This window comes from Acinetobacter nosocomialis NIPH 2119 (assembly GCF_000368085.1).
In the GTDB taxonomy this organism is placed as follows: Bacteria; Pseudomonadota; Gammaproteobacteria; order Pseudomonadales; family Moraxellaceae; genus Acinetobacter; species Acinetobacter nosocomialis.
This window is the reverse complement of record NZ_KB849239.1, coordinates 3072683-3095181: the sequence shown is the minus strand read 5'-3', so window position 1 is coordinate 3095181 and position 22499 is coordinate 3072683. Positions and strand designations below refer to the sequence as shown.

Here is a 22499-nt window from a genome sequence, read left to right as displayed (position 1 = left end):
AATCTGAGTTAATGGTAAAATTTTAAAGCAAAATGACGTTTCATGCACCCTTTGATGGGTCTGAAATTTTATCATTTTGCGGATTATGCCGATCATGCTTTAATGCAAGAGCACATATTCCAAATAATAACAAAAACTTAACAATGCCTTTTTTATTTGGCTGTTTCTTTTTGATAAGCACGGTTTCCATAAATATAAGTCGCCTCAATATTACGGTCATCACCTAAAGTGAATAATGCAAACAGTGAATCTTCAACAGATTTGGATTTAGACTGGCGAAGCTCCTGTAATGCTGTTGGCTTTAGGTTGAGTACTACAAAGTCTGCTTCTTTACCGATGTTGAAGTTGCCTAACTGATCTTGTAAATCAAGCGCTTTTGCTCCACCTAAGGTTGCATGATAAAGCGCTTCATAAGCTGAGAGTTTATCACCTTGTAACTGCTGAACCTTATAAGCCTCGTTAACAGTTTGCAGTAAGCTAAACGAAGTACCTGCACCGATATCTGTCCCCAAACCTACTTTGACTTGCTTTTCCCAAGTTTTTTTCAATGGGAATAAACCACTACCTAAGAACAGGTTTGAAGTTGGGCAAAATGCGATAGCCGATTGTGTATCATGCATACATTGCCATTCTTCATCTTCTAAGTGAACACAATGCGCAAACACAGAACGTTTACCAGTTAGGCCATAGTGTTGATAAACATCTAAATAGCCAGCTTGTTCCGGAAATAAAGATTTCACCCAAGCGATTTCATCTTTGTTTTCACTTAAATGTGTATGGACATAAACATCTGGAAATTCTTGTTTTAGCTGCCCTGCTTTTTCTAACTGTTCAGGTGTAGAAGTCGGTGCAAATCGTGGCGTAATCGCATACAGCGCACGGCCTTTACCATGCCATTTTTCAATGAGTGCTTTAGTATCGCTGTAAGCTGTTTCTGGCGTGTCACACAGCGCTTCAGGGGCATTACGGTCCATGAGTACCTTACCGGCAATTAAACGCATCTGAACGCGCTCTGCGGCTTCAAATAAGGCATCCACAGATTCGGGATGAACTGTACAGAAAACGAGGGCCGTGGTTGTACCGTGTTTTAAGAGTTCCTGAACAAAGAACTGGGCAATTTCACTTGCATATGTTTTGTCTTGAAACTGGATTTCGGTTGGGAATGTATACGTGTTGAGCCAGCTTAAAAGTTGCTCGCCGTAAGCTCCCACCATTTCGGTTTGCGGGAAGTGAATATGGGTATCAATAAAGCCGGGTACAATCAATTGTTCTGGATAATGTTGAACCTCAACTCCAGCAGGTAGATGTTGTTGAGCGTCTGACCATGCACCAAACCATTTGATCTTTCCATGTTCACTAATCAATACACCATCTTCCAAATAACGTACTTGATTTGGAATATCAGTTGGCTCAGAGACAGTTTGTTGAATATCTAAAAAACGACCACGTACAACGGTGGTATTTGCGATCAATGACATGGATAGCCTATATATTTTCACTTTTTTCGATTGATTGTACCCCAGTTAGCCAAGATTTAAACGGTATAACGTTTACTTAGTCCCCATTCAGCCAAAATCCGTCGATAAGTCGTTGATGAACGGTCTGCTTCAAAATGTGCTTCCATCATTAGATCGAGCGGTAGTTCTTCTGGTTTTTGTGATTCGACCATGTCTTGGTCTTCGGCAAAAATTTGCGCATTAAATGCATATACTTTTTCTAAATCATCTGTTTGGTCAAAGTTACGTGTGAGTGGAACAAATAAACGGGTCTTATTACTTGAGATAGGACAACAGGTGTTCAAAATTTTTAAGACTCCACTTTCTGGGAAATCGACAGTAAGCACGGCAGAAAATGGCGGATAAACCTCAAAAGTACGCTTCCACAAAAAGCCTTCTGGTTCGAGATGTTTTAGCTCATGCGGATAATTACTGACATTGCTGATATAGACCGTTTTTAAGCCGTAGTTGGTACGTTCAGTGTGATATTTAGGGACGATGGGATTATCACGATTCGCAAAGGCGTTGTGATGCACCCATGCAAAATGAGCGACATCGATAAACCCTTCAAGCTGACGACCGCTAGAACCACCAATATCTACAAAAGGTGGCAAAATTGCTTGATGCTCTGCATCATCCCAAGTATCTAATACAGGAATATTGGCTTTAGCAATATCACGACCATGAATACTGGTCCAAATGAGGCCGTATCTTTGTACAACCGGAAATTTGGTCAGAGAAAAACGATCAGAAATTTTTGTTAGTTCGGGCTGAGCTGGTATTTGAGTACATTTCCCTTCGGTGTTGTAACGTAGACCGTGATAAGGACACACAATCTCCTCACCATCAACCCAACCTTTGGTTAAAGGCACGCCACGATGGGGACAAATATCTCGGACCAGATGAATTTCATCACTTTCTGTTTTGTAGAGTGCCATATTGACGTCTAGTAGTGTGACACGTTGAGGCGCAGTAGAGATATCTTGAATACGCGCAACTGGATATCAATAGCTCGATAAAATTTCCCAATCTTTTGCATCAAAACTGCTGTTACACGGCATGGCAAGCGGCGTTAGAGTTGGAATCGCATTCATGGCATCACTCCTTAAAAAAATCAGGGCTCTCACGAGCCCCTAAAATCTAGGCTTTTTTCTTTTTTGGAGATGCAAAGAGCTTGCCAATATTGATTTTTAAGAAAGTAAATCAGAATAAAAATTTTAAAATACATGTGGTTAATTAATATTGTTTTTGAATTTTTGTTCTAATTTAGCTTTAAAAGCGAACATTGATTATTCGCTATATATTTAAAATGCACTGATTGACTGCGTTGGAGGCACAATAAAAAAGCACCTAAACAGTGCTTTTTTTAAATCTCTATTCGCTTATTACTCGACAAAATAATGTGCTGCAAAGTGGGCATCATTACCAATGATGTCATAATAATCTTCACGAATAGACATGCCGGCACATTGATGTCCAACCATCCATAAACCAAGAGTAGGTAGTTGTCCTGAAAATAATGGGGTGTCTACCCATTTCTGTACGACATAACCATATTTGTCATAGTCATCAAAATAAAAGCTACCAGAAGCTGCACCTTGGTCATGGCCGTCTTGTAAAACCCGAATATTGGCACCTTCCCTTGCCAAAATCGGCTTTTTCACCCATTTGCCAGACAAAGCTTGTTGCGGGTCATAGGTATGGGTTTCGACCAATAATGGATGGTTTGGATAACGCTTCCAAAGCTCAACCAGAATTGCTTTATTTGAAAGTAGCATTTTCCAGCAAGGTTCAATCCATTGTGTTTGTGGGTGAATATATTGAGAAAATGCTTCTTCCCAGATCCATTCCCATGGATAGAGTTTAAATATGTTTTGAATGGGCTGGTTATGAAGGTCAACAAAATCTTGCCCATTCCAGCCTATGTTCTCCATAGAAAGCTCGGAAACTTGTAGATGAGCTTGATAAGCGGTATCCATCAAGTACTCTAAATTGCCCCAGTCTTCCCTTCCCGCTTCCTGACTGGCAGCAAAATGCACGTGGCTACCACGCGGTAAAATTGTCTTCCAGCGTTTAATCAGGTCTTCATGAATGCTATTGAACTGGTCCCGGTTTGCAATGCCCGAGACTTGTTCTATCCACAGCCACTGCGCTACAGAAGCTTCAAGTAAGCCAGTCGGTGTGTCGGCGTTATATTCCAGCATTTTGATATTTCGCCCATCGTAAGCGAAATCAAAACGGCCATACAGCATCGGAGCATTTTGTTTCCATGAGTATTCAATATGGCTTATAGCGGTTTCGGGAATTTGAAAGTAAGCAGGATAGTCACCCCGTTGAATGAGATCTCCTACTATCGATAAACACATCTGATGCAGTTCATTTGCTGCATCTTCAAGTTGTTCAATCTGCTTAAGCGTAAATTCATAAGCAACCCCTTCAGACCAGTAAATTGAGCCATCGAGAGAAGGTAAATTAAAATAATCGAAACCAATATGTTGATGCTCCACTTGCCAGTCTGGACGTGGAGTAAATATTTTTCTTTTCATATTCAGTGAATGCCTGAGGAGTTAGCCGCCGAAAGAGAAGCCGCTACGACCAAATCCCCCACGAATTGGGGATGAAGAAGATGCGCTTTTCGCCGTACTTGAAATAATGGGGTGACCTACACTCAAATTGCTGTAAGGATGTAAGGTATTGCCGTGATAAGAAACTTCCCGATTGTTTCGATAATACGCGGGACCTAAATAGCGGCTACCAACATAGCTAGAACCATGTCCACTTGAGCTATTTTCTTGTTTACATGTTTCGTTATTCCAGTCGCGAGCACAGTCATATTGGTTGTTATATACGTCTTGTACTAATGGACCATCTTTATGGCTACATGCCGTGAGTAATAAAGGGACCACGACAAGATTAATTTTTTTAGAACGCATGAGACTCCACACATTTTAATAAGTATGTTCGGCATGAAATACCGAATCGCTGTTATCTATTATGTTTCTGATTAGGAAAGATAAATTTTTAGTTGGCATATGATATTGATCTGTTTTTTTAAAGTACAGTCTCTTTTAAAAATTTAGATAACAAGGCATCTACACTTGAGATGCCTTGTTGTAATGAATTAAGACTGCAATTGTTTTTTGTTGTGTCGTAAAGAAAGGTAAGCAGTGATTGCTAACACTATGATAATAAAGCTTAACGAGATCCAGATTGGCATATGGAATACATCAAGCAATAACATTTTTGCACCAATGAACAATAAGATAATGCCTAAGCCATACGGTAAGTAATGCAGTTTAGAAGCAGCGCCAGCAAGTAAGAAGAACATTGCGCGTAAACCTAAAATTGCCATTAAGTTCGCCGTTAAAACAATAAATGGATCACTCGTTACTGCGAAAATAGCAGGAATAGAATCTACCGCGAAAATTACGTCTGAAGCTTCAACTAAAATTAAAACTAGAAATAACGGCGTTGCCCACAATAAACCATTTTGACGTACAAAGAATTTGTCACCTTCAAGCTGTGGCGTAATACGCATGTGCTTACGTAGCCACTTTAAAACTTTGATGTCTTCGATATTGGTTTCTTCTTCTTGGCCTTTTAAGAACTTGAAGCCTGTATATACCAAGAACGCACCGAAAATATAAAGCACCCAAGAGAACTCTTGAACGAACCATGCACCAATAAAAATAAAGAGAGTACGCAGTACGATTGCGCCTAATACGCCGTAGAGCAAAATTTTACGTTGTAGTGCCGCTGGAATAGCAAATGCCGCAAAAATCATTAACCAGACGAAAACGTTGTCAATCGCGAGGGACTTTTCAAGTAAGTAACCTGCAAAGTATTCCATGGTTTTTTGGTTTGCTAAGGTCACCCCAACCGTTTGTTGAAGATAAAGCCATAAACCGCCACCAAATAAGACCGCGACGCTTACCCACGCCACACTCCAGTAGGCAGCTTGCTTAATTGAGACATCTTGGCCCTGCTTTTGTTTAAAGCCCAAGAAATCAATTAGGAGCATGACAATGACTATGCCAAAGAATGCTACGTACAGCCATAAATTGCCGATTGTTTCCATAAATCCTCCCTACATCCGGCAATTGGGCATAAAAAAACCTCGACCAGTTGCCAGATGAATTAAACATCTGTATCAACATGATCAAGGTCTTGCCTACATCATGAATTTCACGATGCTCAGATACCGACTTTTTAATAAAAGTGTATTGACGATATCTGACACATAACATTGCTGTTATGTTTGGAGGAGGCTACTCCCCTTGTCAAACTAAATTCTGTATTGGATAAAACCTATCCAATTTCACATAGAATGGCAGATTTTTTTGTATTACGCAACTGAACTTAATGTCGTAGTGTGAATACCAAAAGTTCTATGGATTATTTAATCAAACCACGATCTAAAAGTGGTTTACATATAATCTGGTAAAGGTGAATAAAGAATGCGGTTAAACCTGTACCGTAAGCATTCCAAAAGTAATAACCGGCTGTATTGACCAATAGCGCGACAATAAAAGCACCCAACATATCTAAAGGAAAATGCACACCTAAATAAATACGTGACCATGCCACCACAAATGACAAAAATAAAAGAATCATTCCAATTATTTTGCGCTGAGCAAATAAATAAGATAGCGCGATGGTGCTAAAAATTAGCATATGATTACTTGGAAAAGACGCTGTTGGCGCATGTTCAATAAACGTGGTGCCTATACCCATCACAAACGGTCTTGGATGGTGATAAAACAAAGAAATAATATAACCCACCAAAAGTGATATGCAGGTTAAAAAGACAGATTTAATGACCCTATTTTTTAAATCTTGATCGCCATAAAACCATAAAAATGTAAGTATGAATAAAAGAATATACAGGAGATCATTAGCAAAAAAGATAGCAAGACGAATGATAAATTGACTCGCATCCTGAGCACCATTGATGACATGGAATAAGCTAAGGTTGAGTGTTTCTAAAGACATTCATATTCCAAACGAGAACAAAAAACGTGGGCTATGATAAAGAATTAAGGCTATTGTCTTGATAAAGAATTGTCACAAAAATGAAATATAGTTTATTGATGAGTAAAGATTAATCATCAGACCTGAATAATTTTTAATGCGTGATCTGGACGTTAATATTAAAGTGTTAACGTGTTGGCACTTTATTCGAGAACGTTAATTTTATGACTACTCAAGAAAAACAGAAAAAATTAAGTTTGAGGCCTTTATCTCCAAGAGATCCAAAACAGCCGCATAGAGCAGCGACTCCCCTTGAACTATTGTTCGATTTAATTTTTGTGGTTGCGATTGCCACAGCGGGTCAGCAGTTACATCATGCGATTATTGAAAATCATCTCTGGCATGCTCTGCCAAGCTACCTGATGGTATTTTTTGCACTGTGGTGGGCGTGGATGAATTTTTCATGGTTCGCTTCAGCTTACGATAATGATGACGCATTATATCGGTGCCTTACCTTTGTGCAGATTGTGGGTTCCTTGGTCATGGCCGCAGGTATTCCTGATGTATTTCGTAGTCAGGACTTTGACATCATTATTGTAGGTTATGTGATTATGCGCTTGGCTTTAGTCACCCAGTGGCTTCGCGCAGCAAAACATGATCCTGAACGGCGAGTTACGGCTTACCGCTATGCGATCGGTATAGTCTTGGTACAAATTGGTTGGCTTGTAGCTAACTTTGCTCATGTCCTTTCTATACCTCTATTTTTATGTCTGGTTGTGTTCGAGTTATTTGTTCCTATCTATGCGGAAAAACATTCGCCTACACCGTGGCATCCTCACCATATTGTAGAGCGCTATGCTCTCCTCACTATTATTGTTTTAGGCGAATCAATCGTAGGGAGTTTTAATGCCATACGTGATGCGCTTGCGGCTCAATCTATCAATATTCCAGCCGTTTTCTTAATGATTGGTGGATTGATGCTCATGTTCGCAATGTGGTGGGCTTACTTTGATCGTAGTGAACAACATCATCATTTTAAAGGTGTGCGTCCATTTGTATGGGGTTATGGCCATTATTTTGTCTTTGTGAGTATTGCTGCCGTAGGTGCTGCGCTTGCCGCCGCCGTGGATGTCACGACCCATCATGCACATATCTCTGATTTATATATGGGTGTGATTGTTGCTGTAAGTGTTGTGCTTTATACCACTTGTATATGGATGTTATACGAGTTTGAATGTTTAGCTGGAATTTCTAAATGGTTTTATCCTATTACTGCACTCATTATTTTATGTATTCCATTTATTTGTAATAACGTGGGGTATAGCGTGTTTGCGATGGGTATTGTTTATACGTTACGTTTATTCATCTCGAATAAATTTATAGAAGATATAGAGCCAAAGCAGGTTTAAAAACCATTAAACTAAAAAAACGGGTTTCAAACTGAAACCCGTTTTTTTATTAAATTATCTAAAGAGAAAGTTAAGCAGCTTTTGCTTTTAATGCGTTTATAAGTTTTTGATGTAAGCCACCAAAGCCGCCATTAGACATAATCACAACAGCATCGCCCTCACCTGCTTCATTAACAATACGGTTAATAATTTCATCAAGTGAACGGCTGACTTGAGCGCGGTTTGAAGCAGCTTCAATTACTGGTTGCAAATCCCAGTCTAAACCTTCTGGCTGATACCAGATAACGTCATCTGCTAAGCGTGCTGAATGTGCCAAGCCATCTTTATGGCTACCCATGCGCATGGTATTTGAACGTGGCTCAATAATGGCCCATAAACGACGTTCGCCTAAACGTTTACGTGCGCCATCCAAAGTCGTATCAATTGCTGTTGGATGGTGAGCGAAGTCATCATAAACCTCAATACCATTCACTGTACCGAGTAACTCCATACGGCGTTTTACACCGCCAAAGTTAGATAAAGCGTCACAAGCCTTTTCAAGCGAAACACCCACATGTTGAGCGGCTGCAATGGTTGCCAAAGCATTTGCTACGCTGTGTTGCCCTGTCATGCTCCATTTCACTTCACCAATGGCATGACCATTTTCGAGTACTTTAAAATGGCTGCCATCAATTGAAATTAATTCGGCAGATAAGGCTGCTTTTTCATTTGCTTCTAAACTTGTACGAATCACTGGCGTCCAGCAACCCATTTGAAGTACTTCATCAATATGAGTTTCAGTAATTGGCGCAATAATACGGCCTTCACTTGGAATGGTACGCACAAGATGATGGAACTGTTTTTGAATCGCTGCTAGGTCATCAAAAATATCGGCATGGTCAAATTCAAGGTTATTTAAAATCGCCGTTTTTGGATGATAATGAACAAACTTAGAACGTTTATCGAAGAAAGCTGAGTCATATTCGTCGGCTTCAACGCAGAAGTATTTGCCACCGCCTAAACGAGCACTTTCACTAAAACCAAGTGGAACACCACCAATTAAAAAGCCTGGGTTTAAACCCGCCTGATCAAGTACCCAAGCCAACATGGTTGTTGTGGTTGTTTTTCCATGAGTACCCGCCACCCCAAGGACATGTTTGCCTTGTAAAACGTGGTCAGCAAGGAACTGTGGACCAGAAATATATGGCAGACCTTCATTGAGCATGTATTCGACGGCATCAATACCACGTTTCATAGCGTTGCCGACAATGACTAAATCTGGATGAGGCTGTAAATGACTACGGTCATAGCCTTGCATGAGTTCAATACCTGCATTTTCTAACTGGGTAGACATTGGCGGGTAAACGTTTGAATCGGAACCTGTTACCTTATGTCCTAAATCACGAGCTAAAAGTGCTAAAGAGCCCATAAAAGTGCCACAAATACCCAAGATATGCAGATGCATTGCTCGCCTTCTCCACTGCTTTTGTACACAGTATTAATCTGAATTACTGTGTTTTCATTATTGATAAATTTGCCAGCAACGATAGCAAGGCTCAACTGGAAAAGATAGTCAAAATTCGTTGTTGTTCTATGTGTTTGAGGCACTCATAAAAGTACAGCTTTATTTTTTAGATTTAAGCTGAATTATAGTTTTATCTTTTATAATATTTTTTATCCATATTAATACTTAAATCATCGTGACGATGAAGGATGTGCCTTTGAGCCCAACGGTTTTAGCTTTTGTGCTATTAATTATTTCGAACTGTTTTATGACACTTGCATGGTATGGGCATCTTAAGTTTTTGCACCATGCTCCATTCTGGCAAGCGATTTTATTCGGTTGGATTATTGCCCTACTTGAATATAGCTTTATGATTCCAGCAACTCGAATCTTGAGTGATCAAAACTGGACTTTGGGTGAAATGAAAATTACCCAAGAAGTGGTTACGCTTATTGTATTTGTGCCATTTATGGTGCTGCTGTTTAAGCAGCCATTCAAATTGGACTATGTTTGGGCCATGTTATGCTTGTTTGGTTGTGTCTATTTTGTATTTAGAAGCCAGTAAAATTATTTGAAATTGGGTTTTCAGACAGATCGTTGTTAAATCCATCGGATTCACGCTTTTTCCTCATAAACTTGGGCTTTGGGGTGAGTGAAAAAACAGCTATAATATTGGCCTCATCTTTTTCTCTCATGCTTGGCTTGGTACAAGTCGAGTTTTTACCATTTTTACGCTTTGGAAATGCCAATGAACGCGGTCGCAACAGATACCCAACCTTTAGTCGGAATTATCATGGGTTCCCAGTCCGATTGGGCAACGCTTGAACATACTGCCAATATGCTTAAACAGCTTGGTGTCCCATTTGAAGCGGAAGTGGTATCTGCTCACCGTACGCCAGACCGTTTATTTGAATACGCAGAAACTGCGCGTGATCGTGGAATTCAAGTGATTATTGCAGGCGCTGGTGGCGCTGCGCATTTACCGGGTATGTGTGCGGCAAAAACTGACTTACCTGTGTTGGGTGTACCAGTTAAATCATCAATTTTAAATGGTGTAGATTCATTACTTTCAATCGTACAAATGCCAGCAGGTATCGCAGTCGGTACTTTGGCAATTGGCCCAGCTGGTGCGACTAATGCTGCGATTATGGCTGCTCAAATCTTAGGTTTAACTCGTCCTGAAATCGCAAAAAATGTTGCAGATTTCCGTGCTGCACAAACTGATAAAGTTGCAAGCAACAATATTCCGGGACAGGTTTAAGAGGCTGAAATGGATAAAACTATCGGTATTTTTGGTGGTGGGCAATTGGGCCGTATGATGGCGCAAGCAGCGTTACCATTAAATATTCAATGTACTTTTTTTGAAGCAAATACAGATTGTCCAGCAGGTGTTTTAGGCCAAGTTTTTTCTAGCCAAGATGAACAAGGTTTAAAGCAGTTTATTGAAAGTGCTGATGTTTTCAGTCTTGAGTTTGAAAATACGCCGGTTGCGGAAGTAGATGTTTTAACACAAACCAAAACATTGCACCCTCCCCGTATTGCTTTAGCAACTGCACAAAATCGTTTGTCAGAAAAAGCATTGTTTGATGAACTTGCGATTCCTGTTGCGCCGTATCGTGCTGTAGACAGCCTAGAAAGCTTAAAAAAAGCTGTTGCTGAGCTTGGTTTACCAATTGTGCTCAAGACAGCAACTGGTGGATATGACGGCAAAGGTCAGTTTGTACTTCGTTCAGAAGACCAAATTGATACAGCTTGGGCAGAGCTTGGTCCTGCAAAAAGCTTAGTTGCTGAAAGCTTTGTGAAGTTTTCTCGTGAAGTTTCGATTATTGCAGTACGTGGTCAAAATGGTGAAGTGAAGACTTGGCCATTGGCTGAAAACCACCATCACAACGGTATTTTGTCGCACTCAATCGTTCCTGCACCGAATAGTGAAGCTCTACAACCTGTTGCTCAAGACTACATTACGCGTTTGTTAAATCATCTCAACTATATAGGTGTGCTAACTCTCGAGCTATTTGTGACAGAACAAGGCTTATGCGCGAATGAGATGGCACCACGTGTTCATAACTCTGGTCACTGGTCAATTGAAGGTGCTGTATGTTCACAGTTTGAAAACCATATTCGAGCTGTTGCAGGCTTACCATTAGGTTCAACAGACGTTGTTCGACCAACGGTCATGATCAATATTATTGGTCAGCATCCTAAAACTGAAGATGTTTTAGCACTAAATGGCGCTCATCTGCACCTTTATAACAAATCAGAACGTGCTGGCCGTAAGTTAGGCCATATTACCTTAATGCCTGTGGATAGTAATGAATTGACGAATTTATGCCGTCAATTAGCGAAAATTTTGCCAGAACCACTCGCATTAACAGCTGATATGACCATTTAATTCAGTTAAAATTTGCAAAAAAGCGATCTTCGGATCGCTTTTTTTATCTTTTAAATTTAAAAAATCTAATATTGTCTTGCTGTGGATAACTTCTATTGAGCTTTTGAATTTAAATAAAGGTTGTAATTTTGAATTTAAAAATAGAATAACTTGTTTTTGGTGGTTTTGAATTTAAAATAAGTTATCCCCAATACCTAAAGTTTGAATTTAAATCGGGTCTCTAGCTTATGTGCGTTTTGAATTTAAAAAGATGCATGTTATCTGAGTGGTATTTTGAATTCAAAACTATATCTAACATTTAAATTTAAAACATGTATCCATAAGTGGTGAGGGGCTTGTAGCGTATAAAGATGATGAAAGATATATAGAATATAGGGGTTTCGGCAGTTTTAGTGTGTGGTTTTATAAGTTATCCACAATTGGTTTGTGATTTAAATATTTAAATTTAAACTGATGTTTTGAATTTAAAGTATGGGTGCGATTTTTGAATTTAAAAATAATTAATCTGATGTTGGAAGTTTTAAATTTAAAACTGGATGCAAAATTTGAATTTAAAACTCTGGAAATGAATTTAAAGAAGGAATTATGAATTCAAATTTACGATTTCTCTCTGAAAATTTTGAGTCCATAATGGTATGGTAAAGACAAATTTAAATTTAAAAATTGAACTAGGATAATATGCGACGTTTTTCTTGTATTGTTGGGTCTATATTTTTGACAATGACTCAGGCTCAAGCAGAGCTGATAATTAATGGTTCTACTTCTACAATATCTAGTAATGCAACAGTTCCTGTAACGAATAGCAATACTTACACGCCTAATAATAATTTTCAGAGTTGTTTGGCAAATTTACGTTCGCAAGCGATTGCTGCGGGTGTTTCGGGTAGCACGTATGACCGTTATACACAAAATTTAACACCAGATTACTCAGTGATTGATAAGTTAAATTATCAGCCAGAGTTTTCGACACCAATTTGGGACTATTTATCTGGTCTTGTAGATGAAGAACGCGTTGAGCTTGGGAAACAAAAATTAGCGCAATATCGTGATGTTTTAAATCGTGCCTCTCAAGTTTATGGCGTACCGCCTGAAACAATTGTGGCAGTGTGGGGCGTTGAAAGTAATTTTGGCGATATTTCTGGAAAATATCCTTTATTGCAGGCACTTGGAACATTAAGTTGTGAAGGGCGCCGGCAAAGTTATTTCCGGACAGAATTTTTTGCCACTATGCGTATTTTGCAACGCGGTGATTTAACCGAAGATCAACTTAAAGGTTCATGGGCTGGCGCTTTTGGACATACACAGTTTATGCCATCAACTTATGAACGCTTAGCTGTTGATTTTGATGGTGATGGTCGTCGTGATTTAGTGTCTAGCACAGCAGATGCATTGGCATCTACGGCTAATTTCTTGAATAAAGCTGGATGGCAAACTGGTATGCCTTGGGGCTTTGAAGTCAAAATTCCATCAGGTATGTCAATTGATGGAGAAGGGCGTCGCTCTAAAAAGCCATTGAGTAGCTGGAGTTCACGTGGGGTAACCCGAATTGATGGTACACCTTTAATTCAAGGTGCATTATCTGGTAGCACACCAGCTGGGTTAATGGCACCTGCAGGAGCAAGTGGTCCAATCTTTTTAGTATTTAAAAATTTTGATGCTATTTATAGCTATAACGCAGCAGAAAGTTATGGACTTGCAATTGCACATTTATCTGATCGTTTAAAAGGTGGGAAACCATTCGTTGCTTCTTGGCCAACAGATGATCCAGGTACTTCTCGTGCAGAGCGTCGTGAGATTCAGCAATTTTTGATTAATCGTGGTTATGATATTGGTGCTGTTGATGGACTGATTGGAGATAAAACCCGTGTTGCTATACGTCAGGAGCAAACCCGTTTAGGTTTAAATCCAACAGGACGGGCAGGGCAACAAATTTTACGTGCATTCCGTCAGGAACAAGCACGAAAAATGATGCAATAAGGCATTAAATAAAAAGGTCTGCATATGCAGACCTTTTTTATTGAATAACTAAATTATGGATTGATCTAGCTTTACTGCTTCTAAAATATCAAAAATAACTGAAGTGACATCTTGGCTTAGGTCGCGATCATTAAAGATTTCATAAGCAGTAATAGTGACATCAGTGTCACTTGGTAATTGCTTCTGTTCTTCTTCAATTAAATGTTCGATAGGCAGTAAAGTCTGTTTAACTTCAAGATGTAAAATATCTTTATATTCAATATTTTCATCTTCAAGCTCAATTTCTTGCTCGTTAAAGTAAGGCAACAAAATAGAATGAAGGTACGGTTTAAGTTCAATAATATCAAATAGTTCGATATCTCTAGTTTGTTCAATCGTACTAATGTGATCATTTACTTCAATCAGGATATGATAATAACTCATCTTGATCTCCATTCTATTTTAGACGGCTCTTACAACCACAATAACATGACTTTGACATGAATTTCGATGTATCTATTTATAAAATAGATACATCGTTATGTCTCATAACTAATTATTGAGGTAAAGCGTTTAATAGATCACGATCAGCATCAGTTAAAACATTACTTTTTTTATCGCTGTCTTTGCGAACTGAGTACATTAGGGCACCCGGTTGATCGCTATGTTTTAAGCCTAGTGCATGGCCTAATTCATGAGCAATCGTTAAACGTAAATCATCAATTGAGCTATACTCATAAATTGTGATTTGTTTACCGTTATAAATCCCTTTCTTAAATACATCAGCTTGGGCATTTTGCTTAAACTGATTTAAAGATTGATTGAACTGATCGTTAATCTGATTAAAGTGATTAACCTTTTTGTTTAAATCTGCAGCTTGCTGATTATAAGCGGCAATATCTTTCTTCAAAGAAACAGTTTGCTTCTGTAAATCTTTCTGAGTCTTCGCAAGAGATTTTGCTGTGTATTCAGGTGCTAATTTACCTTCGTTAAACTGCATCATTTGTTGATCAAAATTTTTCAACTTCTCATTTAAGATCTGTTTTTTGTTTTCAAGATCAGATTGAGTTTGACTTAAATTTTGCTTCAACTGCTTAATTTGCTGCTGTTCATCAATTACACGTTGTTGATCTTGCTTAAACTGAGCAGAAATTTTTTGACGCTCTGCTGAACGATTTTGGCTATCATCGTATACAAGACGAATTTCTAACTTTGCATTTGGGTCATAAGTAAAGTAATTTTTACCTGTACCTTCTTTCCAGATATCAGCAGCTTGCTGAGTAATCTGAATCAATTGATCTTGACTTAAACCAAAACGAGGATCAACTTCAGCAATTCTATATGTTAAATGTTGAGCATTTTTTTGCTGAACTTGAGTGTTTACAGGAGTTGCAAGATGAGCATTGGCCTGAAAATTAGAAAAAGCAAAAGCCAAGCCTAATAACAAAGATGTTAAGCGCATAGTCGTCAGGGGGGAGATTTAAAAAAAAACGTATTATAAGAAGATAAAATGAAAAATCAATCAAAAAATATACAATTTCGATAAATAAATGAGACTTTGGTCTCATTATTTTTTACCATTTGCCAAATTATTTGTTAGTAAAATTTGAACAGTTTTTATTTTATTTAGTTTATTTAATCAGTTAGTTTTAATGATTTTTGTCATTTGAACTATAAGTTGAACTCAGTAAATCTAAATCTGAATGTGTTAATTTGAAGTTATGAATATCTTGTTCCTTTAAACGAGGGTACATCAAAGATTTAGGGTCAGTAGTGTGTTTTAGTCCCAATGCATGTCCAAATTCATGGGCAAGTGTTAAACGCAAATCATCAAATGAATTAAAGCCATAAATCTGAATTTGATTTTGACTAAATAAGCCTTTATGAAAAGTCTCAGGACGATCAGTTGTGCTTAAATTAAATTCCTTGATAGCTTGATTAAGCATGTTTTGATGTTGATTTATTTGCTTAATTTGCGCATTAAGAGTTTCTATTTTATTACTATGATGAGAAAATTTTGTTTTTAAATCTAATGATAATCTGGTTAGCTCAGCTTGACGTTTAATTAAATCAGCTTGATTAAATTTCCCAACATTTCCTTGGTTAAAGATAGTTACATCCTTTTGATATTGTTCAAATCTATTATTAAGCTGGACTTTGGCTTCATTCAAAAGAGTAGTTTCCTCCTCTATTTGTTGTTTAGATAAAAGAACAGCTTTATTTTCCTCCCGCCATTCTTCCTGCTGCTGTAATAACTTATTTATATTAATTTTTCTTTCATTTTGAGCAGTTTGATAATCATCAAATACTAAATTAATTGTAAGCTCTGCTTGTGAGTCATAAATAAAATAAGTCTTTCCAGTTTCTTTCTGCCAAATTTCAGCAGCTTCTTTGCCAATTTGAACAAATTGTTCCTTGGTAATATGAAAGCGTGGATCTATATAATCAATCTTGTATTTTAGAGGTTGATTAAAAGAAATAGTTGATAAATGGTTTTGAGCTAAAGCAACTGTGTGTAAGCTCATACTTAAGTAAAAGCTTATTCCCCACCATAGAAATTTTTTCATGGCAAAAATAAAAATATAAATAAATTCTTATTGTTAGTAAGTAATTTAGATTCGTCAAAGTGATAAAGGAGACCAAAGAAGGCGATCATTTTGTGATCTTGCTAAAGAAACGGAATGAATAAATCTATTTATTTGGCATTAATGTAAAAATAAATGGATTTAATAACAGTGATTTTAATTTTTTGAAATAATTATAAATAATAAATAGTTAGTTTTAATAATTAGCTATTTTGACGACAAAACAACCAAATTGATATAAAAATAATAATTGTTTTTTTTTGTAAATAATAAAAAACCGCGCTTTCGCGCGGTCTTTTTAAAGAGACAAATTATTTTTTGTCATCTTTTACTTCTGTAAATTCAGCATCTACAACGCCATCATCAGCTTTTTGTTGACCAGCATCACCGCCTTGGAATGCATTAGGATCAAAACCTTCAGCACCACCAGCTTGTTGTGCTTGTTCATAAGCACGTTGAGTGATCGGCATCAAAATGTTTTGTAAAGCTTCAGTTTTCGCTTTGATCGCTTCAACATCATTTTCTTTAGTTGCTGCTTCAAGTTCAGAAACTGCTGTGCTTACCGCTGTTTTTTCATCTTCAGTCACTTTGTCACCAAGATCTTTAACAGCTTTGTTCGAGCTTGAAATTAATGCATCAGCTTCGTTACGAGCTTTTGCAAGTTCTTCAAACTTACGGTCTTCTTCAGCATTCGCTTCAGCATCTTTAATCATTGCTTCGATTTCAGCATCAGACAAACCTGAGTTTGCTTTAATCTGAATCGATTGCTCTTTACCAGTGCTCTTATCTTTCGCAGATACTTTCAAGATACCGTCAGCGTTGATGTCAAACGATACTTCAATTTGCGGCACACCACGTGGAGCAGGTGGGATATCGCCTAATTGGAAGTTACCCAACAATTTGTTTTGTTGAGCCATCTTACGTTCACCTTGGTAAACTGAAATATCTACAGCTGGTTGGTTGTCAGCAGCAGTAGAGAACACTTGTGATTTCTTCGCAGGAATCGTCGTGTTTTTCTCAATGATTGGTGTTAATACACCGCCCATTGTTTCAATACCTAAAGTTAATGGTGTTACGTCAAGAAGTAATACGTCATTCTTGTCACCAGATAATACAGCACCTTGAATTGCAGCACCGATAGCAACTGCTTCGTCAGGGTTCACGTCTTTACGTGGCTCTTTACCGAAGAATTCTTGTACTTTTTGTTGTACAAGCGGCATACGAGACTGACCACCAACCAAGATTACGTCAGAGATGTCAGAAGTCGAAAGACCAGCATCTTTAAGTGCAATCTTACAAGGTTCAATCGTACGAGCAACTAAATCAGCAACTAAACCTTCAAGTTTTGCACGTGTTACGTTGATCACTAAGTGTTTAGGACCAGAAGCATCAGCAGTGATGTATGGAAGGTTGATTTCTGTTGCATTTGATGAAGAAAGCTCGATTTTTGCTTTTTCAGCAGCTTCTTTCAAACGTTGTAACGCAAGTGGATCATTTTTCAAGTTCACACTTTGTTCTTTCTTGAATTCTTCAACCAAGTATTCAATTAATGCGTTATCAAAGTCTTCACCACCAAGGAAAGTATCACCATTAGTTGATAACACTTCAATTTGTTGGTCGCCATCAAGATCCGCGATTTCAATGATAGATACGTCGAATGTACCACCACCTAAGTCGTAAACTGCAACTTTACGGTCGCCTTCTTTTTTATCCATACCGAACGCAAGTGCAGCAGCAGTTGGTTCGTTAATGATACGTTTAACATCTAAACCAGCGATTTTACCCGCATCTTTAGTTGCTTGACGTTGAGCATCGTTAAAGTAAGCAGGAACGGTAATTACCGCTTCAGTTACTGTTTCACCTAAGTAATCTTCTGCTGTTTTCTTCATCTTTTTCAAGATTTCTGCAGAGATTTGTTGAGGTGCTAATTTTTTATCGTTTACTTCAACCCAAGCATCACCATTATCTGCTTTGATGATTTTATACGGTACAAGACCGATGTCTTTTTGTACTGCTTGATCTTCATAACGACGACCAATTAAACGCTTGATCGCGAATAATGTATTTTTAGGGTTTGTTACTGCCTGACGCTTAGCACTTTGGCCAACTAAGATCTCGCCATCTTTATAAGCAATGATCGATGGAGTTGTACGTGCGCCTTCAGCGTTTTCGATTACTTTTACTTTATCGCCTTCAAGTACAGCAACACATGAGTTGGTAGTACCTAAGTCAATACCAATAATTTTCGCCATTTGGTGTGTTCCTCTAAAATTCTGTTGCAATGTTTTTGCTTGTTATTCGATATGAGAGTCAATCGGTTTTTTTCAAGCATTTTTATGAAAAAAAATCAAAAAACTCTCAAATTTTGTGCTTTTAGCGAAGCGATGCTTCGCTTTTGCTCATTTTATTGACCAACCATAACCATAGCAGGGCGCAACAAGCGACCATTTAAGGTATAGCCTTTTTGTAAAACGGTGCCGATTTCATTGGCTTTGGCATTTGGGTCAATGCCAACAGCTTGGTGTAAATCTGCATTGAAACCATTTTGAGTATCAGCTTCTACAACACCAAATTTCTCAAGAGTCGTTAACAGTGACTTTAAGGTTAACTTAACACCTTCAAGTACAGGTGTTTCTTCACCACCAGCTGCCTGAATTGCACGTTCTAAATTGTCGACAGAGTCCAACAATTCTTTGGCAAATTTTTCAAGTACAGTCTCTTTATGTTTCTCAGACTCACGTTGAATACGCTCTACGCTTTTTTGTGCTTCGTAAACTGCATTAGCAGTACGAGCTTTTTCAAGCTTAAGATTTTCTTCTAGTTTGGTGATTTGCGCTTGTAAAGATTCAACGGTAACGTCGTTTGCTTGCTCTACACTTTCAGCCTGAGTTTGCTCGTTAGATTGCTCAGCTTGCTCATTTTGAATGTCTTGAGCTTGCTCATTTTGCTCATTAGCCATTGATGATCTCCGTTTAAATGGGTTTTTAAACATGTACAGTCCTTTTTGGCATCAGTATTTACTGCGTAAAACCTGAACTGCCATGCATATGCTGTAATTCATTAATAGGGATGAAGTATGGGCATTGCCTAAAAATTCAAGCGTACACGGCAATTTAAAGCTTTAATTTTGCGGTTTTAAGTAAAAATCCAGCTTTTCAATCATAAAAGCTATAAATTCTTGAGTAATTCGAGGTAAATGCTGTCTAGAAGCATACACGACCGACAAACTTAACTCAGGGGCCGTAAAGTTTTTAAATAAAGGAGTTAGACGTTTTTCTTTTAAATCCTTCTCCACTAATAAAGTAGGTAACATTGCGACTCCCTGTGCGTGTAAGCACATATCGTAAAGCGCATTCACATCATTACTTTTAAAAGTGACATTTAAAGGATAGTTCTGAGGCTGTTGTTCATTATCAAAAAGTGTCCAGTATTGATGTTGGCTGTGATGAGCAATACATTCATGTTGAATAAGTTGACGAGGATGGAGCAGGGGACTGTGCTGTTTCAAATAATCAGGATGAGCACAGAACACAGACTCGATTTGACAAACGGGTCGTGCAATTAAACCATCGGCCACCTTTTGAGTGATACGTAACGCCAAGTCTACTTGTGCATCGATAAGATCCATGGTGTTTTCAGTTAAGTAAACATCAAAATCAATATGTGGATGCTGACGTTTAAACTGTCGAATACATTCTGCTACCCCCAGTTCAAACAAAAATAAACCGCACGTAAAACGAATTGTCCCATTATGCTGCTCAGGTGCAGCGAGTTCTTGTAAGAGTAACTGCTGTTGTAAAATATTTTCACAGTAGAGTAGAGCTTTCTCACCTGCTGGAGTAAGAGATATTTTTCGGGTATTTCTTTGGAAAAGTCGAGTTGAGAACGTATGCTCAAGGTGTTCAAGATAACGCGAAACCATGGCACGAGAATAATTAAGATGCTCGGCTGCTTTGGTCAAATTGCCATGTTGTGCAATAGAAACAAAGACCTGAATCGCTTTTAAAGTATCCATATGTCTAGCTATTATTACAATATATGCAACAGTTTATCTTAAATTAGTGCGTTTATCTTACATAAATTGCAATTTAAAGTGTTCTTCATGAAACAGGAGAATACCTAATGAAATTATTTAAATTAACCGCTTCCGCACTGGCTACTGCTACAGCATTAACCATGGCTCAGTCAGCTTTTGCTCAAGAACTGAAAATTCAGAGTTTTCTTGCTAAACCAGAACACTTCGGTGTGACTTCAACCTTAATAGAAGGGGATAAGGAAGTTTTATTGGTTAATGCACAATTTTCAAAATCTGAAGCTTTACGTATTGCTGCAAATATTCTTGATAGCGGTAAAACATTAAAAACTATTTTTGTAAGCTATGGTGACCCGGACTATTATTTCGGCTTAGACGTATTTAAACAGTATTTCCCGAATGTACAGATCATTGCTACGCCGGAAACAGTAAAGCATATTCAGGATACTCAAGCGCTTAAAGTTAAATATTGGGGGCCACAAATGGGTGCAAATGCACCTAGCCAAATTATTGTGCCTCAAGCTTACACTGCTAAAACTTTAAAACTTGAGAATGAATCAATCGAGATTAAAGGTAAAAAAGAGCTTACTTATTTATGGGTTCCTTCTGCAAAAGCAGTCGTGGGTGGTATTCCGGTATCTTCAGGCATTCATTTATGGATGGCCGATACCCCTAAAACCAAAGATCGTGTGGAAGTCATTCAATCTTTAGAAAGCATTAAAGCCCTTCAACCTAAAATTGTTGTACCTGCTCATATGGTAGAAGGTGCACCACAAGGCCTAGATGCTGTTAACTTTTCAATTAATTATTTAAATAGCTATGAAAAAGCAGCTAAAGCAACTAAAAATGCTACTGAGTTGAGCAAACTCATGCAAAAGCAATATCCAACACTTCAAAGCGTGGATAGCTTAGAGTTAGGGGCTAAGGTCGTAAAAGGTGAAATGCAGTGGCCATAATTTAACATTTAAACCGTATTCACTTTTAAAAGAGCCGTGATCATTCGCGGCTTTTTTATGAAAAACCACTTTTAAGGGCCAAAAAGCTCTGTAACAGTCTACGTACCTTATATAGCGTTTCTATAAATGGAAAAATTTTAAATATAACGGCCAAGCAAAATGAAAAGAAAAAATTGATAAAATTAAACAATCGTTTATCTATGGTTTAATTTATAAATTAGGTTGGTCATATAAAAAAATTGAATTTAATAAAAAATTGCAGAATTTGTACTTCTATTACTACAAAAGACAACCAATGATACGCACGTCAGAAAAAAAAATTGTGAATTATAGGCAGCGCGAAGATGAACTTTGCATTTAAACGTTTGTCGTAATGAAAGGAAAGCAATCATGAAAAAATTAGGTCTTATCTCTGTAGTACTTGCTGGTGTTGCTCTTACAGCTGTTGGTTGTGCATCAGAAGCTGGTTTAAACGCTTCTGGTTCTGCTCAAACAAGTGCTAGCCCATCTGGCGTACATGCTGGTGCTGGCATCGACGCAGGTGTTTCTGGTCAAGCACAACCTGGTCAAGTAGACGCTGGTGCTTCTGGTTCAGTTTCAGGTTCTGCAACTGCTCAGTAATACGCTGCTAAAAATAAGAGATATGAGTTTATAGAACATATATGTTCATGATGCCGATACATATATGAAATGAGCTGCTACTCATTTTTCTATAAATTAGAGAGAATTTATATTCCTCAAAAAAGCCCCAGAAGACTTATCTCTTTGGGGCTTTTTATATCTTAGTGAGCTTAATCATCGTGACGATAATCTCGACGATCATGATCTCGATTTTCTACCCGTTTTTTATCCCAATCACGGTGCCTTTTTTCCCATTCACGACGATTTTTTTCTTGTTCACGAAAGTCTTTACGTTGTTGTTCATATACTCGTTGACGCTCTTCCCAACGTTTTCGTTCCCAATCATTATATCGACGTTGATCATCACGATCATAGCGACGATCATGATCATGGTAACCATATCCGCCACCACGATAATAAGGATCATCTGGATAAGCAACACAGCCTACAGTTAAAAGACTGGTTGCTAACATAGTAACAACTAGTTTTGCTGACATAGCAGTCCCTCTTTTTGTCTGTTAACAATAATTGGCAAAAAAGTCCTGTTTTAATCGACAGATTTGTTAATGACATTTGCTATAAATCAGATTAGCGTAG

17 protein-coding genes and 4 pseudogenes are annotated in these 22499 nt (G+C 38.0%); 7 read left to right on the top strand and 14 right to left on the bottom strand.

Features of this window, described 5'->3' with window-relative positions:
* Positions 1 to 152: 152 nt before the first annotated feature.
* From guaD to F984_RS18260, 6 genes and pseudogenes are all read right to left on the bottom strand, one after another.
* Positions 153 to 1478: a guanine deaminase gene (gene guaD, locus F984_RS18285; RefSeq protein WP_004711262.1), complete on the bottom strand. Its 1326-nt coding sequence runs from the start codon at positions 1476 to 1478 to the stop codon at positions 153 to 155.
* Between the two features lie 56 nt (positions 1479 to 1534).
* Positions 1535 to 2590, bottom strand: a pseudogene (locus F984_RS18280) (Rieske 2Fe-2S domain-containing protein).
* A gap of 291 nt (positions 2591 to 2881) precedes the next feature.
* Positions 2882 to 4042 carry a glutathionylspermidine synthase family protein gene (locus F984_RS18275; RefSeq protein WP_004711256.1) on the bottom strand — a complete coding sequence of 387 codons (1161 nt, stop codon included), beginning with the start codon at positions 4040 to 4042 and terminating at the stop codon, positions 2882 to 2884.
* A gap of 21 nt (positions 4043 to 4063) precedes the next feature.
* Positions 4064 to 4429: a hypothetical protein gene (locus tag F984_RS18270; protein WP_004711255.1), complete on the bottom strand. Its 366-nt coding sequence runs from the start codon at positions 4427 to 4429 to the stop codon at positions 4064 to 4066.
* A 188-nt stretch (positions 4430 to 4617) separates the two neighbouring features.
* A complete protein-coding gene (locus F984_RS18265) occupies positions 4618 to 5574 on the bottom strand; it encodes a TerC family protein (RefSeq protein WP_004711252.1) in 957 nt (318 codons plus the stop codon).
* A 317-nt stretch (positions 5575 to 5891) separates the two neighbouring features.
* Positions 5892 to 6488: an undecaprenyl-diphosphatase gene (locus tag F984_RS18260; RefSeq protein ID WP_004711250.1), complete on the bottom strand. Its 597-nt coding sequence runs from the start codon at positions 6486 to 6488 to the stop codon at positions 5892 to 5894.
* Between the two features lie 136 nt (positions 6489 to 6624).
* Between F984_RS18260 and F984_RS18255 the strand changes: the two are divergent.
* Positions 6625 to 7876 (top strand): annotated as a pseudogene (locus F984_RS18255) (low temperature requirement protein A).
* A 70-nt stretch (positions 7877 to 7946) separates the two neighbouring features.
* Here F984_RS18255 and mpl read toward each other — a convergent pair.
* Complete coding sequence (gene mpl, locus F984_RS18250; RefSeq protein WP_004711248.1) at positions 7947 to 9320, bottom strand: UDP-N-acetylmuramate:L-alanyl-gamma-D-glutamyl-meso-diaminopimelate ligase; 1374 nt, start codon at positions 9318 to 9320, stop codon at positions 7947 to 7949.
* A 241-nt stretch (positions 9321 to 9561) separates the two neighbouring features.
* Here mpl and F984_RS18245 point away from each other — a divergent pair, with 241 nt between their 5' ends.
* The 4 genes from F984_RS18245 to F984_RS18230 all read left to right on the top strand — a co-directional run bounded on the left by F984_RS18245 (position 9562) and on the right by F984_RS18230 (position 13728).
* Positions 9562 to 9924, top strand: a complete 363-nt coding sequence (locus F984_RS18245) for a DMT family protein (RefSeq protein ID WP_004711246.1) — start codon at positions 9562 to 9564, stop codon at positions 9922 to 9924.
* A gap of 183 nt (positions 9925 to 10107) precedes the next feature.
* Positions 10108 to 10620 (top strand): 5-(carboxyamino)imidazole ribonucleotide mutase, encoded by a 513-nt coding sequence (gene purE, locus F984_RS18240; protein ID WP_000994663.1) that lies wholly within the window; start codon positions 10108 to 10110, stop codon positions 10618 to 10620.
* A gap of 9 nt (positions 10621 to 10629) precedes the next feature.
* Complete coding sequence (locus tag F984_RS18235) at positions 10630 to 11751, top strand: 5-(carboxyamino)imidazole ribonucleotide synthase (RefSeq protein ID WP_004711244.1); 1122 nt, start codon at positions 10630 to 10632, stop codon at positions 11749 to 11751.
* A gap of 678 nt (positions 11752 to 12429) precedes the next feature.
* Positions 12430 to 13728 (top strand): lytic murein transglycosylase, encoded by a 1299-nt coding sequence (locus tag F984_RS18230; protein WP_004711242.1) that lies wholly within the window; start codon positions 12430 to 12432, stop codon positions 13726 to 13728.
* Positions 13729 to 13776: 48 nt separating this feature from the next.
* On the opposite strand, the gene F984_RS18225 is transcribed toward F984_RS18230, so the two are convergent.
* The 6 genes and pseudogenes from F984_RS18225 to F984_RS18200 all read right to left on the bottom strand — a co-directional run bounded on the left by F984_RS18225 (position 13777) and on the right by F984_RS18200 (position 20307).
* Positions 13777 to 14163 carry a hypothetical protein gene (locus tag F984_RS18225; protein ID WP_006581484.1) on the bottom strand — a complete coding sequence of 129 codons (387 nt, stop codon included), beginning with the start codon at positions 14161 to 14163 and terminating at the stop codon, positions 13777 to 13779.
* Positions 14164 to 14263: 100 nt separating this feature from the next.
* Positions 14264 to 15275: pseudogene (locus F984_RS18220) on the bottom strand (M57 family metalloprotease).
* Positions 15276 to 15356: 81 nt separating this feature from the next.
* Positions 15357 to 16274 (bottom strand): matrixin family metalloprotease, encoded by a 918-nt coding sequence (locus F984_RS18215; RefSeq protein ID WP_004711237.1) that lies wholly within the window; start codon positions 16272 to 16274, stop codon positions 15357 to 15359.
* A 329-nt stretch (positions 16275 to 16603) separates the two neighbouring features.
* Positions 16604 to 18544: a molecular chaperone DnaK gene (gene dnaK / locus F984_RS18210; protein WP_004711235.1), complete on the bottom strand. Its 1941-nt coding sequence runs from the start codon at positions 18542 to 18544 to the stop codon at positions 16604 to 16606.
* Between the two features lie 152 nt (positions 18545 to 18696).
* Positions 18697 to 19251, bottom strand: a complete 555-nt coding sequence (gene grpE / locus F984_RS18205; RefSeq protein WP_002051954.1) for a nucleotide exchange factor GrpE — start codon at positions 19249 to 19251, stop codon at positions 18697 to 18699.
* 128 nt (positions 19252 to 19379) lie between these two features.
* Positions 19380 to 20307: pseudogene (locus tag F984_RS18200) on the bottom strand (LysR family transcriptional regulator).
* Positions 20308 to 20414: 107 nt separating this feature from the next.
* On the opposite strand from F984_RS18200, the gene F984_RS18195 reads away from it, so the two are divergent.
* Complete coding sequence (locus F984_RS18195) at positions 20415 to 21281, top strand: MBL fold metallo-hydrolase (protein ID WP_004711232.1); 867 nt, start codon at positions 20415 to 20417, stop codon at positions 21279 to 21281.
* A 390-nt stretch (positions 21282 to 21671) separates the two neighbouring features.
* A complete protein-coding gene (locus F984_RS18190; protein WP_002051903.1) occupies positions 21672 to 21902 on the top strand; it encodes a hypothetical protein in 231 nt (76 codons plus the stop codon).
* 170 nt (positions 21903 to 22072) lie between these two features.
* Here the strand turns inward: F984_RS18190 and F984_RS18185 are convergent, their stop codons facing one another.
* The gene (locus F984_RS18185) at positions 22073 to 22399 is read right to left on the bottom strand and encodes a hypothetical protein (protein WP_004711230.1); all 327 of its coding nucleotides are present in this window, start codon (positions 22397 to 22399) and stop codon (positions 22073 to 22075) included.
* Positions 22400 to 22499 lie beyond the last annotated feature (100 nt).

What these genes read in the sequence shown, in the direction of transcription:
- guaD (WP_004711262.1), bottom strand. Translation starts at nt 1,478, where the DNA reads ATGTCATTGATCGCAAATACCACCGTTGTACGTGGTCGTTTTTTAGAT.
- grpE (WP_002051954.1), bottom strand. Translation starts at nt 19,251, where the DNA reads ATGGCTAATGAGCAAAATGAGCAAGCTCAAGACATTCAAAATGAGCAA.
- F984_RS18275 (WP_004711256.1), bottom strand. Translation starts at nt 4,042, where the DNA reads ATGAAAAGAAAAATATTTACTCCACGTCCAGACTGGCAAGTGGAGCAT.
- F984_RS18260 (WP_004711250.1), bottom strand. Translation starts at nt 6,488, where the DNA reads ATGTCTTTAGAAACACTCAACCTTAGCTTATTCCATGTCATCAATGGT.
- F984_RS18245 (WP_004711246.1), top strand. Translation starts at nt 9,562, where the DNA reads ATGAAGGATGTGCCTTTGAGCCCAACGGTTTTAGCTTTTGTGCTATTA.
- dnaK (WP_004711235.1), bottom strand. Translation starts at nt 18,544, where the DNA reads ATGGCGAAAATTATTGGTATTGACTTAGGTACTACCAACTCATGTGTT.
- F984_RS18235 (WP_004711244.1), top strand. Translation starts at nt 10,630, where the DNA reads ATGGATAAAACTATCGGTATTTTTGGTGGTGGGCAATTGGGCCGTATG.
- F984_RS18265 (WP_004711252.1), bottom strand. Translation starts at nt 5,574, where the DNA reads ATGGAAACAATCGGCAATTTATGGCTGTACGTAGCATTCTTTGGCATA.
- F984_RS18230 (WP_004711242.1), top strand. Translation starts at nt 12,430, where the DNA reads ATGCGACGTTTTTCTTGTATTGTTGGGTCTATATTTTTGACAATGACT.
- mpl (WP_004711248.1), bottom strand. Translation starts at nt 9,320, where the DNA reads ATGCATCTGCATATCTTGGGTATTTGTGGCACTTTTATGGGCTCTTTA.
- F984_RS18270 (WP_004711255.1), bottom strand. Translation starts at nt 4,429, where the DNA reads ATGCGTTCTAAAAAAATTAATCTTGTCGTGGTCCCTTTATTACTCACG.
- purE (WP_000994663.1), top strand. Translation starts at nt 10,108, where the DNA reads ATGAACGCGGTCGCAACAGATACCCAACCTTTAGTCGGAATTATCATG.
- F984_RS18185 (WP_004711230.1), bottom strand. Translation starts at nt 22,399, where the DNA reads ATGTCAGCAAAACTAGTTGTTACTATGTTAGCAACCAGTCTTTTAACT.
- F984_RS18215 (WP_004711237.1), bottom strand. Translation starts at nt 16,274, where the DNA reads ATGAAAAAATTTCTATGGTGGGGAATAAGCTTTTACTTAAGTATGAGC.
- F984_RS18225 (WP_006581484.1), bottom strand. Translation starts at nt 14,163, where the DNA reads ATGGAGATCAAGATGAGTTATTATCATATCCTGATTGAAGTAAATGAT.
- F984_RS18195 (WP_004711232.1), top strand. Translation starts at nt 20,415, where the DNA reads ATGAAATTATTTAAATTAACCGCTTCCGCACTGGCTACTGCTACAGCA.
- F984_RS18190 (WP_002051903.1), top strand. Translation starts at nt 21,672, where the DNA reads ATGAAAAAATTAGGTCTTATCTCTGTAGTACTTGCTGGTGTTGCTCTT.